Origin of the sequence: Thalassospira profundimaris (genome assembly GCF_003326795.1) — a bacterium.
Classification (GTDB): Bacteria; Pseudomonadota; Alphaproteobacteria; order Rhodospirillales; family Thalassospiraceae; genus Thalassospira; species Thalassospira profundimaris_C.
The window spans coordinates 133,387-148,565 of sequence record NZ_JPWI01000007.1; the positions used below are offsets into that span (position 1 = coordinate 133,387).

The window sequence follows — 15,179 nt, forward strand, 5'->3', positions numbered from 1 at the left end:
TGATCCCCTGTCCATATTCGCACCAGTTCAAACGATCACCTCTCAGGAGACTGAATATGGAATACAGGCAACTGGGCCGGTCCGGCCTTCGGGTTCCCGCCCTTTCGCTCGGCACGGGCACCTTTGGCGGACAAGGTCCGCTGTTTTCGAACTGGGGCACAACGGATGCCCGCGAAGCCGCATCCCTGATTGATATCTGCCTCGAACATGGGGCCAGTCTTTTTGACAGTGCCGATGTTTATTCCGATGGCGCATCCGAGACCGTTCTGGGTCAGGCGATCAAGGGACGGCGCGATCAGGTCATGATTTCAACCAAACTCGGCCTGCCGATGGGTCAGGGCCCCAATGACTATGGCACCGCGCGCAGCCGCCTGATTGCCGGGACCGAACAGGCACTGTCGCGCCTTGGCACCGATTATATCGATCTGCTGCAACTTCACGCCTTTGACGCCCATACACCGATCGAGGAAGTTCTTGTTACCCTTGATGATCTGATCCGGGCCGGGAAAATCCGTTATATCGGGGTTTCAAACTTTGCCGGATGGCAGATCATGAAATCGCTTTCGATTGCTGAGCGCCACGGTCTGTCACGCTATGTTGCCAATCAGGTTTATTATTCACTGGTTGGTCGGGATTACGAATGGGACCTGATGCCCCTTGGCGAGGATCAGGGACTTGGCGCACTGGTCTGGAGCCCGCTTGGCTGGGGACGGCTGACCGGCAAGATCAGCCGTAACAAACCCGCCCCGACCCAAAGCCGTTTGCATGAAACCAGTCAGTTCGGCCCGCCCGTCGATGACGCAAAACTTTATGACATCATTGATGTTCTTGACGAGATCGCGGTCGAGACCGGCAAAACCGTTCCGCAGGTTGCCATTAACTGGCTGTTGCAACGCCCCACCGTTTCCTCGGTGATTATCGGGGCACGCAATCAGCAACAGCTGATTGATAATCTTGGCGCAATCGGCTGGTCGCTCGACAAGGGTCAGATCGCCCGTCTTAACCGGGTCAGTGATCGCACACCGCCCTATCCGCATTATCCCTATTACACGCAGGATGGCTTTGCGCTGCTTAATCCGCCTGCCCGACACTAGGCCGTTTTCCCGGGTGATGATCCCCACTCATGACCCGGGAGACCATTTAAAATTTGCCTGCACCATCAATTGATTGCATTTACCCGCCCCGGGTCGTTAGCATGGCCGCAACCCGCAACAAACAATCTGGGAATAGCCATGAAACAGGCGCTTCGTAACTGCATTCTTTCTCCTTTGGGGACTTTTGGCCTGGCATTGATCATTGCAACACCCCTGACCCTGCCAAATGCCACAGAGGCGCAAGCAGCCGACAACGGCTCCACGAGCGCCGCCATAAGCGAAATGGATGCAGAACGCGGCAAGGACCTGTTTGCGGAGCGTGGCTGCGTGGTTTGTCATGCAGTCAACAATGTCGGGGGCGATATCGGCCCCGGACTTGATGCATCCAACATGAATATCGCGCGTGAACCGTTCGAGTTCTTTGCACGCATGTGGCGCGGTGCAGAATCAATGCTTCATCTGCAACAGGCCGACCTTGGCTATCAGATTGATTTTTCCGGACAGGACATCGCCGATATCTTTGCCTTTGTGCAGGATGGTGACATTCAGGAAAGCTTCACCGAAGAAGACCTGCCCGAACATATCCGCGAAATCATCGATAACGGTCCGTCGATCCCCAAAAACTGATCAGTCCGCGATACAGACGGACAAAAAGCCGCCCCTGTTGACCAAGGGCGGCTTTTTCATGTGTTGAACAAGAAGTCCCGAAACTAGCGTTTCTTTTTCTTCTTGGCATAAGGGTTATCACTGCTGCGCAGATAGATACGGATCGGAACGCCGGGCATGTCGAAATCTTCGCGCAAGCCATTGATCAGGTAACGCGTATAGCTTTCGGGCAGTTCAGCCGCCTTGGAGCAGTTGATAAAGAAGCTTGGCGGACGCGATTTCGCCTGGGTCATATAGCGCAGGCGAATACGACGCCCCGAAATGACCGGCGGCAGATGCCGTTCGGTGGTTGCTTCCAGCCAGCGGTTAAGCTGTGAAGTCGGGATACGGCGGCTCCAGATATCGTGAAGATCAAGCACGGTTGGCATCAGGCTGTCGGTGCCGCGCCCGGTCAATGCCGAGAATGCCAAAACCGGAATACCCTTGGCCTGTGCAAAAGACGTATCAAGCTTGTCACGCAGGGCCTGCATCACTTCTGCCTTGTCGCGGACAGCATCCCACTTGTTGACCGCGATGATCAGGGCACGACCTTCTTCAAGTACCATACGGGCAATCGTCAGGTCCTGCTTGTCCAGGGTATTGGTCGCATCAAGCATCAGAACAACGACCTGCGCATACCGGATGACGCGCAGGGTATCGGCAACCGAAAGCCGTTCGACACGGTCATCGATCTTTTTCTTGCGGCGCATACCCGCTGTATCGACCAGACGGATCGGACGACCTTCATAGGACCAGTCAACCGCAATCGAATCACGGGTCAGGCCCGCCTGCGGGCCGGTCATCACACGATTTTCACCCAGAAGCTGGTTGAGAAGTGTGGATTTTCCTGCGTTCGGGCGACCAACGATTGCCAGCTGAATTTTCGAATTATCGCGCGATCCTTCGACGATCAGTTCACCATCTTCGTCTTCGTCATCTTCGTCAAATTCGATTTCAAAGGACGGGAAGACCTCGCCCTCGTCATCGGCAAAGCCATCTTCGTCAATCAGATCGTCGCTATCGTCATCTTCCAGACCAGCCGCCTCGGCCGCCGCTTCGCGGGCATGCTGTTTGGCGACACGTTCGCGGTCTTTCCATTCTTTCCAATGGGGTTCGAGCAAATCATACAGAAGCTCGATGCCAAGACCATGTTCGGCTGAAATTGGTGCGACATCGCCAAGACCAAGGCCATAGGCCTCGTAAAGACCCGGATCCTGATCCTTGCCTTCGTGTTTGTTGGCAATGACATAGACCGGTTTATGGCGCTTGCGCAGCCAGTCGGCAAAATGGTTATCAAGCGGGGTCAGGCCTGCACGGGCATCGATCAGGAACAGCGCAACATCGCATTCCTCGAACGCCTTCTCGCTTTGCTGGCGCATCATGCCTTCGACCGAATCATCGAATGCTTCTTCCAGACCGGCGGTATCGATAATGTCGAACGACATATCTCCCAGACGCGCCTTTCCATAGCGGCGATCACGGGTCACGCCAGGCTGGTCGTCCACCAAAGCCAGCTTTTTGCCGACCAGACGGTTAAACAGGGTCGACTTCCCGACATTGGGGCGACCGATAATGGCAACTTTAAGCGACATCTGACTTTCAGACTCTCGTTATAAAAGGCGTTATGCGCCGACGGCTTTCACTGCCCTCGGCGCATCGCAAATCCTGCAAGGAAACCTTGCGAAAAACTCTATGTTCGAACTGACTGATCAGCGATATGCGATTAGATCGGCATCCGCAGTCAGGAAGTAAAGGCTGTCACCCGCAACCGATGGCGGCAATGTGATCGGCCCGGATACCTCATCCTTGCCGAGAATGTCACCGCTATAAGGGGAAACAGTCATCACTTCGCCCTGCTCGTTACCTACGATCAACCTGTCACCGACCAGTACCGGACCTGTCCAGACAATCGGCTCTTCCTGGTCTTCGGGATCGACAAAACGTGGCAGAACCGTCACCCATTTAACCTGTCCGGTCTTCCGACGCAAGGCAATCAGATCATTTGTGTTGGTTAGCAGGTATACGTAATCGCCGGCCACCCATGGCGACTGGATGCCACCGGCCTCCAGTTCCCAGACCCGATAGCCGGTACGAAGATCAATCGCAACGGTCAGACCGGAGTTACTTGTCGCAATCACAAGATCATCATCAATGACCGGAAGACCGCGAATATCGGCGATTGCCGACACCGCATCGGTACGTCCTGCACCAGCCAGTGCATCCGACCAGATCACCTGACCGTTTTCAACACGAAGGGCATAAATCTCGCCCGTCGAATAGGCCGAAATCACCACACCCTGATCAACCGCCGGGCTTGCACCACCGATAAAGGATGCGCCTTCGGCTGCACCACGATGGTTCCAAAGCGTTTCACCGGTCATCGCATTGAGCGCGATGGTCTGGTTATCAATGGTAATGGCAAAGACACGACCACCGCGCACTGTCGGCGCCGAACGCATCGGTGCACTGACCTGGCTGCGCCACAGAACCTTGGCACTTGGTGCATCAATGGCAACGATCTCGGCAAAGCCGGTGGTGGCATAGATGATCCCGCGCTCATAGGCCAGACCACCGCCAAGAAGCGTGCTGTCCTCTTCGTCTTCGGGCGCCAGTTCAAGTGACCAGATTCGTTTGCCGTTATTGGCAGCAAAGGCACGCACTTCGGCACTGGCATCAATGGTAAAGATCACACCGCGCGCAATGATCGCCTGATTAAGCAAAAGGTTGTCATCCATTGACCCCTCGCCGATATCAATCGACCAGTCCTGCTTGAGAACGTCATTATCCAGACCGACATGATGCAGGGCATGGCTCGGATAGCCGCCATTCTGCGGCCAGTCGACCATCGGTTCGGGTTCGGGAAGGATCACACGCTGGTCAGACAGTTCGACATCGGGTTGAACTGTGCTTTGCAGGGCAAGAACCGAAATGCGTTCACCCGGCAATGGCGGTTCTTCTTCGCCACCAAGCCAACCCGAACACCCGGCCAAAAGGCCTGTCATTCCCATTACGCACAGAACTGACTTAATACCGCGTGTGGTCAAAACCGTTTCCCCTGATTCAAGCTGTCGTCACGGTGGCCGGGTTTGTTCCCGGCCATCCTGTCTGGACCTTGTTAGGCACCAACGGCCTTGAGAAGTTCACTTGCGCGTGCGCGCATGCCTGACGGTGCTTCATTGTCATCGGCAATTTCCGTCAGAAGCGGTTTGGCTGCATCAACTTCACCCGAGGCAACATGCAGCAAGGCAATCATCTCACGCGCTGAATAGTACCAGGCGTTTTCCGGAACCGCGATCGGTTGAAGACGCGTGATCAGGTCCTTGGCATTGGTTTCATTTGCGCTGTTCATCGCAATTTGAACCACGGCAAGATCACGGTAAACGTCATCAATTTCGGAGTTGCCAGCAATCGCTTCAAGTTCGGTTACTGCGGACGGAACGGCACCGGCACGCAGGTAAACTGCGGCTTTCTGGAAATGACCAAGGGCAACAAAACCGGCATTTCCGTCGGCAATAATCGCATCAAGCGCCTCGAGCGCGGCATCCTGTTTGTCGTCACCTGCATTTGCCAGTTCGACAGCATTGGCAAGGCGGGTGCCATTTTCGATGCTGGTGGTGTGTTCATAAGTTTTCCAGCCTTCACGACCGGCAACCCCCAACACAATCACAGCAGCAGTGCCGATGACATATTTCCCGTATTTGCGCCACAGTTCTTCTGTGCGTTCGCGCTTCAGGTCTTCTTCGACTTCCTGGAAAATATCAACCACGAAAACGGCTCCAATCCGGTCACAATAAAGCGGGCAACCTGCCCGCTTATCTGAATTAATTCTGGCAAGGATTTAACGCGCCAGCACGTACAGGGTCAAGTCTGCTCGAAGCCAAACCCGGCAATCGGCCAATTATTTTGCCCGATTGCGGCTATATGGCCGGCATGAAGCAGGTATCTGGCCTGTATCTGGCCAGTGCAAAGCTTGTTTCCGTACTTTTTCATCCAGCAGTTAAGTCCGCATTTTGGGCAAAATCGGGGCAAATTTACCGATGCAGGGAAAGAATTGCCTGTTCCCGCGGACCGATCAGGCGGATTTAAACCGGTTTGAAAGATTTTCCACACATCATCAGCACCATAAAATGATCAGCGAAAAGCTCCAAAACGACTGAAAACAAACCTAACCCTGCCCATATGACAAGAACAGGGACAGATGACGACAAATCCGGCACGGGGCTTGCTTTGTTAACAGTCAAGGGAACAGATTTCACAATGCTATCGGTCAAAATTGCCCGGTAGATGGACGGAGACACCATGGAACGTCGTCAGAAAGTGTATAGCCGGCATGATGCCAAGCGTGTCATTCGACAACGTATTCTGGCCGGGCTGTTTGCAACATTGTTGGGAACCGGCGTTTCTGGCTGCAGCACCACAATGTCTGACATTGCCGGAACCAGCATCTTTACAGGCGGGGAATGGTATCTGGCCTTTGACGTTGTCAGTATCATCAATACCGACAAAACCCTGATTGACCATGTGGTGTCGCTTTCGACCGGTCAGGATTGCTCAACCATCCGCAAGCTTGACGGCAAATCCTATTGCAAAAAGGATCCGGTCCCCGAAACCCCGCTTTATTGCTATCGTACGCTGGCAGCCGTCAATTGCTATCGCACGCCTGACCCCTATAATACCGGGGCACAAACCGTTGACTGGCCGCCGACGAGATCACGCAGCCTTTAACAGCCAATCACCTGATTTTCCTATGATATTCAAACCGGTCACACGCGTTGTGAACCGGTTCATGCCCATTGAAACTTGAGACGAAAGTCAATCCGCGCTACCGTGTCATATGGCTGTCATGTTCTGCTTTCAGGTCAGGGCAACCAGACGATCACATTGTCGGAGAATGACATGGGAACACTGTTCGATTTGGCAAAATATCGCAAAGCCAAAAGCTTTGTACATTTTGACCGGTCCGAACTGATGCGGCTCATGAATACCTATTCCCGCCAGGTTGCAAGTGGTGCCTGGCGCGACTACGCGATTGACCATCTTGACGGCATGGCAATGTTTTCGATTTTCCGTTCCACGCATGAAACACCGCTTTTCACCGTGATCAAGCTGGGCAGCGAACACAAGAATGCCGGACAATATCTGGCACTTCATAGTGGCGAGCGAATCAAGCAAAGTTCTGATATCACCAACGTTCTTGAGGCCATCGAAAAGCGCGCGCGTAAAGTCGTCCCGCTGTTTAAAAACAATTCCTGATTACAAAAAAAGCGGACAAAAAAGTGCGTCTCCCTGTTTCGACTGCCATCAGGCTCGCAACATTTGCGGCCCTGATCAGCTCAGCCTTCTTGCTGGCCCTTACGCCTACCCCCGCCCAAGCCAGCAAAATGAGCCGCGAATATCAGACCGGCTATTACGCCTATCAGTCCGGGGACTTCAGCGAAGCCAGACAGCAGTGGGAAATCGCAGCCCTGAATGATGACCCTTATGCACAATATGCGCTGGGACTTTTGAACTATCGCGGAGACATGGGACGCCCCGATTATCCGGAAGCCGTCAAATGGTTTCAAAAGGCCGCGCGCGCCAATCATAGCGGCGCGATCTATTATATCGGGCTTTTGTATTACAACGGGCACGGCGTGAATTATGACCAATTCCGCACCACTGAATATTTCAAGCGCGCCTTGCAAGCTGATCCCGGAAACGGGGATGCTGCCTTTCTGACTGGCACGCAATATTTCCACGGGCGCGGTGTGCGTCAGAACTTTGTAGAAGCGGCCCACTATTTCGAACTTGGCGCAAAGGCCGACAATCACGCCGCCCAGTTCATGTATGGCGCCCTGCTTGAACGCGGCTGGGGGCAGGAAGAAAACCAGGCAGAAGCCTATTACTGGCTAAGGCGCGCCACACTTGGCCCGATCACCTTGCCGCCGGGCCTGAACCTTGAAACCCCGATGGACCCGATGGCCGCGGTCTCGGCACTTGAAGCCCGCCTGCGTCCTGAGGAAATCACGCGCATCGACAAACGTCTTCAGACGGAAGGATTCATTCCAAATTAAAAGGCCGCATCATGCGGCCTTAAAACTTCTATCCCGTGCCTGTCTGTCTGGCAGTATCGCGTCTAATGATGGGTCTCGATGATTGTGCCGGTCTTGACCACTTCGGTAATCGTCACACCAAGATTTTCGTCCACCACCACCAGCTCGCCACGCGCAACCAGCCGGTTATTGACATAGATATCAACGGGTTCCCCAACCCGACGGTCAAGTTCAAGAACCGCACCACGGGTCAGACGCATCAATTGCGCGACCTGAATCTGGCTTTTGCCAATCACCGTCGAAACGCGCACCGGCACGTCATAGGCCGCACCAATTTCTGATGCACCATGTCGCTTGGAAAACGGGTCTTTATCGTCAACAGCCATGATTTAGCGCCATCCGGTCTGGTCGAAGGAATCGGGAACCTTGAATTATAAAGGTTAGCTTTGAAAAAAGTGTTAGCAAGCCCAATCTCTTAAAAATTGTCAGATCGCCAAAATGTATCGACACAATTTCACTGTAGTTTTTTGTATTATAATCCCCTACACAAGTGCCCATTCGCGATTTTCATGATCGCCATGATGTGATCCAACCTGACGCCAGGATGTTAAATGACATATGACCGCCAATGGGTGGCTGACGCCATCAGCAAGATCGAAGCTGATTTCAACCGGTCGGCAGACACCCACCTGATCCGCCTTGATCTGCCGAAACTTGACGGGATTGGCTTGTATCTTAAAGATGAGTCGACCCATCCTTCTGGCAGTCTCAAGCACCGTCTGGCGCGCTCGCTGTTTCTCTATGGCCTGTGCAACGGCTGGATCACCAGGGACACGCCGGTTATCGAGGCATCAAGCGGATCAACCGCCGTGTCAGAGGCCTATTTCGCACGCCTGCTTGGCCTGCGTTTTATCGCCGTGATGCCGAAATCGACCTCGCAACAGAAAATCGACCAGATCGCATTTTATGGCGGTGAAAGCCATCTGGTAGATCACAGCGGTCAGATCTATGAAGAATCCCAACGCCTGGCGCGCGAACTTGACGGCCATTACATGGACCAGTTCACCTATGCCGAGCGCGCAACCGACTGGCGCGGCAATAACAACATTGCCGAAAGCATCTTTGATCAGCTTAAACGTGAACCCCATCCGGTTCCGCGCTGGGTTGTCGTCGGTGCGGGTACGGGCGGCACATCATCGACCATCGGTCGCTATGTCCGTTATGGCCGGACATTGGGGCAAGGCTGCGAGCTTTGCGTGGCGGATCCGGAAAACTCGGTCTTTTATGATGCGTATGAAACCGGCGACTGTTCGGTGACCGGCACCAAGGGATCGCGCGTCGAGGGCATTGGCCGTCCCCGTGTCGAGCCAAGCTTCAATCCGACCGTTGTCGATCGCATGTATCGCATTCCCGATGCCGCAAGCTTTGCCGCCCTGCATTATCTTGAACGTCATCTTGGCCGTCGCTGCGGCGGGTCAACCGGCACCAACCTGATTGCCACCCTGTCGCTGATCACGGAAATGAAAAAGGCCGGGCAAACCGGATCGGTCGTGACCTTGTTGTGTGATGGCGGGGATCGCTATTGCGACACCTATTACAATCCGGAATGGATCAAGGCACAGAATATCGACCTCGCCCCCTGGACATCAGCACTTGAACAGTTTGATGCGACCGGGCTTCTTGACATGCCGCTAGATCACAAGACCGGGTATCGCAAAGCCTGACAGGCTCCAGCCGTTTCCTGAATTCAAATTAAGGCCGGGTGATCACATACCCGGCCTTTTGCTTTTGTCCAGACCCGGTTTACCCGTTTCTCACAGCTTCATTGTCTCACCGTCGGAATGCATCGGAGTGATTTAAACGAGGCATGACATGACAACAGAGAAAATCGGCGGTATCGAGCTTTATATCGAGAATGTGGATCTCGAAAATTCTGGCCAGACACAAAAGGTTTACGGGACAAATTGCGCAGATGATTTCTGGGCTTTGCTGTCAAATGAACGTTCTGTATTTGCCTATGTCGACTATCTTTGGGTGCCACCCGATCTGAAACGTAACACATCCCAAAGCAGCCGGGCCCTTTATGCATGGCGCGGGGATACGCGCCCCCCCGATGAAATTTTCGGCCACGGCTTTTCCCGGCGCGGGACATCCCCCGCAACCCCGGCCATTGTTTATCGCAAGGCGGATCAGGATCTTGCGCATTATACGGCCGTGTGTCTGTCAGGTACGCATGAAATCGGTGCCCTCTTCCCGCCAAAGGTTCCTGATCAGCCGGATCCTGCTGCCGAGACATGGGTTTACTGCGTGCGTTTGCGTGGATACTGGTGCCCCACCTATTCCATCCAGCAACGGGTCTATGGCAATGCTGCCAGGTTTGGCGCGACCGAACGCCAGATGGCACGCCAGAACCTTTATGCGCGCGAGCTTGCGGTCCTTAATGTCGCTTATAAGGACGTGGTCGCGGCCATTCGGGTACGGCGCGACTGGGCTGGCGAGGGATATGATGCCGGTGGCACCTTCACCTATCTCGAACTCAGGAAAAACCAGTGGGCTGCATCAGATAACAAGGCCTTTGCTGATCGCATCGAGAACTGGTGGAATACCAATAATCTGATCAACACCCAAAACGCCCTGCCGACCCCGTAATGACAAGAATAAGGCCGGTCCCGACAACACTGCACGGGACCGGCCTCAATGAATGCGCCGTCGGCGTTAAGAAGCCACCAGCGCGCCGGATGCAAGCGTGTCTTCAAATCCTTCGACCGATTGCTCATAACCGCTATCGGTTGCGCCGGTGCCTTCAAGCTTCTCCGACAGTTCCTTGAGACTGGACAGAAGGGTCAGGTCACGTGCCTGCTGTTCTTCGGCCTTCTTGCGCAGATCGGTCTGACTGACAGCAGCCTGCCGTGCAATCCAGGCGGCATCATCCTTGGTAAGCTTTTTCGCGGTTGCCTCGCCGATGATGATCGCACCGGAAATCTCGCTTTGCGCAACTGAAACAGGCTTGCTGCTGGTTTCAACGGCCGAGCAGCTTTGTGCGACGCGCGTGGCAATGGCGCAAAGCTGTTCGGTTTGCGTTTCAGTTCGAAAGGACGCGATATCGGCCTTGTATGCGGCTGCATAATCATTGGCCAAATCGCCAAGCGTACTGCTCATCGGGCTTTCTCCTCTGATAATCCGGATGCACCAGAAGACGGGGAGCCTCATCGCATGTGAGCAGCCAGACAAAAAAAGACGGGCGGTAAGTACCGCCCGTCAGGCAAGACAGGGAAAGCTTCTCAGGGAGGAGAGACAGACAAGTCCTAGCCGTTCACAGCAATCTTGCGCGGCTCGGGCTTTTGTTCTGCTACTTTGGGGAGAGTAAGCACCAGAACACCATTCTTGAACGACGCCGTGATGTTATCGACATCAATGGTATCATTCAGACGGAATGACCGTTTGAAGCTGCCAAAGCTGCGTTCAACAACGCGGGCACCTTCGTTGGTTTCACGGGTGGATTTCTTTTCACCGGTGATGGTCAGAACACCGTCGAGAACCGACACATCCACATCATCCTGCTCAACGCCGGGAAGTTCGGCAGACAGTTCGATATGATCTTCGGTTTCGTGGACATCGATACGCGGGCTCAACAGAGTTTGAGCTGCTTCCTGACCATCTGCAACCGCCTTTGATGCAGTTGCACGATCACCAAAGATCGAGCCAATCATACGATCGAAATCACGGGAAAGAAGCGAGAAAGGATCACCATAGGTCGGTGCAGTTGCAAGACGACGTGCGGATCCATTAAGAGTCTGAAGACCAGTCATTAGTACCCTCCATTACAGACGAGTATTCTTGCGCCATCAGTCCAGACCAGGCTGCAACCTTGACGCGTATCAGGGCACCATGCCCCTTTGCAAACTTGAGATAGAGCACAGGATTTTTTCCGCAAGTGGCGTCATGCATTTTTTTTGTTTTTTTTGCATTCCGCCGACCTGAATGGCCAATAACACATTATCCGGACGAACTTTTTTCGAAAAATCAAATCAGAGACTGGCACTCATCCCCTGACCGGATTAGCTTCTTCTCATTGTTTGTCGGCTTATGGCCGACCTCCCTAACAAGGAAGATCCATGAGTACCCTTTTCTCACCATTGTCACTGGGCAAGCTTGCCCTGGACAACCGCGTCATCATTGCGCCGATGTGCCAGTATTCAGCTGAAAACGGCAAAACCTCGGACTGGCATCCGATGCATCTGGGCAACCTTGCCCAGTCGGGCGCAGGACTTTTGATTATCGAAGCAACAGCCGTTGAACCCGAAGGTCGCATCACCTATGGCGATGTAGGTCTGTGGGATGACGAAACCGAAGCGTCCCTTGCCAGAACCATTTCTGCGGTACGCAGCCACTCTGACATGCCGGTCGCCATTCAACTGGCCCATGCCGGACGCAAGGCATCGTGCGAGAAACCCTGGCTGGGTGGGCATGCACTGTCACCGGATCATGCCAATGGCTGGCAAGTTTGCGCACCGTCGGCTGTTCCGTTCCGCGAGGGCGACCCGATCCCCGAAGCCCTTTCAAAGTCGCGCATTTCCGAAATCGTGCAGGCCTTTGTCGAAAGCGCAAAACGCTCGATCCGTATCGGTTTTGATGCCATCGAAATCCACGCTGCCCATGGCTATCTGCTCCATCAGTTCCTGTCCCCCCATTCGAACAAGCGTGACGATGAATATGGCGGATCGTTTGAAAACCGCGTGCGCATCGTTCTTGAGATTTATGACGCCATCCGCGCAGAAGTCGGCACCGACTACCCGCTGGGTATCCGTATTTCGGCCACCGACTGGGTTGATGACGGCTGGGACATTGATCAAAGCGTCGAACTTGCCAAACTGCTTCATGCACGCGGTTGCGATTTCATTGATGTTTCGTCCGGCGGTCTGCACATTGATCAGAAAATCCCGCTTGGCCCGAACTATCAGGTTCCGTTTGCAGCCCGTATCAAGGCAGAAACCGGCATGACCACCATTGCGGTTGGCCTGATCACCGAGGCCGAACAGGCAGAAGCCATCACCTTTACCGGTCAGGCCGATGCCATCGCTCTTGCGCGCGGCATCCTTTATGACCCGCGCTGGCCCTGGCACGCCGCAGCAACCCTTGGGGCCGAAGTCAAAGCTGCCCCGCAATATCTGCGCTGTCAGCCGCGCAGCCTTAAAAAGCTGTTTGGCTGATCTGAACCACCAAAAGCCCGGCACAACAATGTGCCGGGCTTTTTTTTTATTTCTCTGAGCTGCATGCAAAAAGGGCCCCGCAATTGCGGAGCCCTTCCTGTAGTGCAAAGGTCGGTTGGTTGGTAAGGCTTAGAAGCCCATGCCACCCATGCCGCCCATACCACCCATGCCACCCATGTCAGGTGCGCCAGCCGGTTTGTCTTCGGCTTTCTCGGCGATCATGCATTCGGTGGTGATCAGCAGACCAGCGACCGAAGCTGCGTCCTGCAGGGCAGTACGAACAACTTTGGCCGGGTCGATGATGCCAGCTTTGATCAGGTTGGTGTATTCGCCCTTCTGAGCGTCATAACCGAACTCGATGTCGTCCTGCTCAAGCAGTTTACCAGCAACAACCGCGCCGTCTACGCCAGCGTTGGTTGCGATCTGACGAACCGGTGCCTGAAGGGCACGGCGAACGATGTCAACACCGATGGTCTGGTCATGGTTTTCACCTTCGAGACCGTCAAGCGCACGGACAGAGTACAGAAGAGCCGTACCGCCACCAGCAACGATGCCTTCTTCGACAGCAGCGCGGGTCGCGTGCAGAGCATCGTCAACACGGTCTTTGCGTTCTTTAACTTCGATTTCCGAAGCGCCACCGATCTTGATCACTGCAACACCGCCTGCGAGTTTCGCGAGACGTTCCTGCAGTTTTTCACGATCGTAATCAGAGGTGGTTTCTTCGATCTGAGCGCGGATCTGGGCAACACGGCCTTCGATCTGTGCTTTCTCGCCAGCGCCATCAATGATGGTGGTTTCTTCTTTGGTGATGGTAACCGATTTCGCGGTACCGAGCATGTCAAGCGTAACGCTTTCAAGCTTGATGCCGAGATCTTCGGAAACAACCTGACCACCGGTAAGGATCGCGATGTCTTCGAGCATTGCTTTACGACGGTCGCCGAAGCCCGGTGCTTTGACAGCAGCGATTTTCAGACCACCGCGCAGCTTGTTGACAACCAGGGTTGCCAGAGCTTCGCCTTCGATGTCTTCAGCAATGATCAGAAGCGGCTTGCCGGTCTGAACAACAGCTTCGAGCAGCGGAAGAACCGGCTGCAGCGAGGAGATTTTCTTGTCGAAGAGCAGGATGTACGGAGCATCCATTTCTGCAACCATTTTCTCCGGGTTGGTTACGAAGTACGGAGACAGGTAACCACGATCGAACTGCATGCCTTCGACAACGTCGAGTTCGGTGTGCAGGCCTTTTGCTTCTTCAACGGTGATAACGCCTTCGTTGCCAACTTTTTCCATGGCTTCAGCGATCATGTCGCCGACTTCACGGTCACCGTTAGCAGAGATGTTACCAACCTGAGCGATCTCATCGCGACCAGCAACTTTACGTGCACGGCCCTGGATGGATTCGATAACCTTGGAGGTCGCGAGGTCGATACCGCGCTTCAGGTCCATCGGGTTCATGCCGGCAGCAACAGCCTTGTTGCCTTCACGAACGATTGCCTGTGCCAGAACGGTTGCGGTGGTGGTGCCGTCACCAGCCAGATCGGCGGTTTTCGACGCAACTTCGCGAACCATCTGTGCGCCCATGTTTTCGAACTTGTCAGAAAGTTCGATTTCCTTGGCGACAGAAACACCGTCCTTGGTTACGCGCGGAGCGCCAAAGGACTTCTCGATAACAACGTTACGACCTTTCGGGCCGAGGGTCACCTTGACAGCATCTGCCAGGATGTCGACACCGCGCAGCATCTTGGCGCGTGCATCGGTGGAGAATTTTACTTCTTTAGCAGCCATAATATTCTTTCCTCTCTATGAGACGGATGAACGTGGACTTAAGTCACCCAAAGGGCTGACTTATTCCATGATGCCCATGATGTCGGATTCTTTCATGATCAGCAGCTCTTCGCCGTCGACCTTGACTTCGGTACCCGACCATTTGCCGAACAGGACTTTGTCACCTGCCTTGACGTCGAGGGCTACGACCGAGCCATCTTCTTTGCGAACGCCAGAACCAACAGCGACGACTTCGCCTTCCTGCGGTTTTTCTTTGGCGGTATCCGGAATAATGATGCCACCGGCAGTTTTGGTGTCAGACTCGACACGACGTACCAGTACTCGATCATGCAGCGGACGGAACTTCATTTTAGACAACTCCGTGTTAAAGCTAAGGCTCGTTAATAACTAAGACTAACCGGGATGAGCCCGTATTA

16 protein-coding genes are annotated in these 15,179 nt (G+C 54.2%); 8 read left to right on the forward strand and 8 right to left on the reverse strand.

Annotated features, from left to right (window positions below; genetic code table 11):
• The first annotated feature begins 56 nt into the window (after positions 1-56).
• A complete protein-coding gene (locus TH30_RS12230) occupies positions 57-1,094 on the forward strand; it encodes an aldo/keto reductase (protein ID WP_114098373.1) in 1,038 nt (345 codons plus the stop codon).
• A 138-nt stretch (positions 1,095-1,232) separates the two neighbouring features.
• Positions 1,233-1,721 carry a c-type cytochrome gene (locus TH30_RS12235; RefSeq protein ID WP_258548708.1) on the forward strand — a complete coding sequence of 163 codons (489 nt, stop codon included), beginning with the start codon at positions 1,233-1,235 and terminating at the stop codon, positions 1,719-1,721.
• An 83-nt stretch (positions 1,722-1,804) separates the two neighbouring features.
• Here the strand turns inward: TH30_RS12235 and der are convergent, their stop codons facing one another.
• From der to TH30_RS12250, 3 genes are all read right to left on the reverse strand, one after another.
• A complete protein-coding gene (gene der, locus TH30_RS12240) occupies positions 1,805-3,331 on the reverse strand; it encodes a ribosome biogenesis GTPase Der (protein WP_114098374.1) in 1,527 nt (508 codons plus the stop codon).
• A gap of 117 nt (positions 3,332-3,448) precedes the next feature.
• A complete protein-coding gene (locus TH30_RS12245) occupies positions 3,449-4,741 on the reverse strand; it encodes an outer membrane protein assembly factor BamB family protein (protein ID WP_258548709.1) in 1,293 nt (430 codons plus the stop codon).
• Positions 4,742-4,854: 113 nt separating this feature from the next.
• Complete coding sequence (locus TH30_RS12250) at positions 4,855-5,505, reverse strand: DUF2659 family protein (RefSeq protein ID WP_114098376.1); 651 nt, start codon at positions 5,503-5,505, stop codon at positions 4,855-4,857.
• A 533-nt stretch (positions 5,506-6,038) separates the two neighbouring features.
• Here TH30_RS12250 and TH30_RS12260 point away from each other — a divergent pair.
• The 3 genes from TH30_RS12260 to TH30_RS12270 all read left to right on the forward strand — a co-directional run bounded on the left by TH30_RS12260 (position 6,039) and on the right by TH30_RS12270 (position 7,792).
• Positions 6,039-6,464, forward strand: coding sequence for a hypothetical protein (locus TH30_RS12260; protein ID WP_114098378.1), 426 nt, complete (start codon positions 6,039-6,041; stop codon positions 6,462-6,464).
• A gap of 171 nt (positions 6,465-6,635) precedes the next feature.
• Positions 6,636-6,992: a DUF2794 domain-containing protein gene (locus TH30_RS12265; protein ID WP_114098469.1), complete on the forward strand. Its 357-nt coding sequence runs from the start codon at positions 6,636-6,638 to the stop codon at positions 6,990-6,992.
• A gap of 23 nt (positions 6,993-7,015) precedes the next feature.
• A complete protein-coding gene (locus tag TH30_RS12270) occupies positions 7,016-7,792 on the forward strand; it encodes a tetratricopeptide repeat protein (RefSeq protein WP_258548710.1) in 777 nt (258 codons plus the stop codon).
• A gap of 62 nt (positions 7,793-7,854) precedes the next feature.
• On the opposite strand, the gene fliN is transcribed toward TH30_RS12270, so the two are convergent.
• A complete protein-coding gene (gene fliN / locus TH30_RS12275; RefSeq protein ID WP_114098379.1) occupies positions 7,855-8,157 on the reverse strand; it encodes a flagellar motor switch protein FliN in 303 nt (100 codons plus the stop codon).
• A 225-nt stretch (positions 8,158-8,382) separates the two neighbouring features.
• On the opposite strand from fliN, the gene TH30_RS12280 reads away from it, so the two are divergent.
• Positions 8,383-9,495 (forward strand): PLP-dependent cysteine synthase family protein, encoded by a 1,113-nt coding sequence (locus TH30_RS12280; RefSeq protein ID WP_114098380.1) that lies wholly within the window; start codon positions 8,383-8,385, stop codon positions 9,493-9,495.
• A 148-nt stretch (positions 9,496-9,643) separates the two neighbouring features.
• Positions 9,644-10,420, forward strand: coding sequence for a hypothetical protein (locus TH30_RS12285; protein WP_114098381.1), 777 nt, complete (start codon positions 9,644-9,646; stop codon positions 10,418-10,420).
• A 66-nt stretch (positions 10,421-10,486) separates the two neighbouring features.
• Here the strand turns inward: TH30_RS12285 and TH30_RS12290 are convergent, their stop codons facing one another.
• Positions 10,487-10,930, reverse strand: a complete 444-nt coding sequence (locus TH30_RS12290; protein ID WP_114098382.1) for a hypothetical protein — start codon at positions 10,928-10,930, stop codon at positions 10,487-10,489.
• A 146-nt stretch (positions 10,931-11,076) separates the two neighbouring features.
• The gene (locus TH30_RS12295) at positions 11,077-11,580 is read right to left on the reverse strand and encodes an Hsp20/alpha crystallin family protein (protein WP_114098383.1); all 504 of its coding nucleotides are present in this window, start codon (positions 11,578-11,580) and stop codon (positions 11,077-11,079) included.
• A gap of 306 nt (positions 11,581-11,886) precedes the next feature.
• Here TH30_RS12295 and TH30_RS12300 point away from each other — a divergent pair, with 306 nt between their 5' ends.
• On the forward strand, positions 11,887-12,981 hold the full coding sequence (locus TH30_RS12300) for an NADH:flavin oxidoreductase/NADH oxidase (RefSeq protein WP_114098384.1): 1,095 nt from the start codon (positions 11,887-11,889) through the stop codon (positions 12,979-12,981).
• 129 nt (positions 12,982-13,110) lie between these two features.
• Here the strand turns inward: TH30_RS12300 and groL are convergent, their stop codons facing one another.
• Together groL and groES are read right to left on the reverse strand one after the other, a co-directional pair.
• A complete protein-coding gene (gene groL / locus TH30_RS12305) occupies positions 13,111-14,763 on the reverse strand; it encodes a chaperonin GroEL (RefSeq protein WP_114098385.1) in 1,653 nt (550 codons plus the stop codon).
• Positions 14,764-14,823: 60 nt separating this feature from the next.
• A complete protein-coding gene (gene groES / locus TH30_RS12310; RefSeq protein ID WP_181850257.1) occupies positions 14,824-15,111 on the reverse strand; it encodes a co-chaperone GroES in 288 nt (95 codons plus the stop codon).
• Between the last annotated feature and the right edge of the window lie 68 nt (positions 15,112-15,179).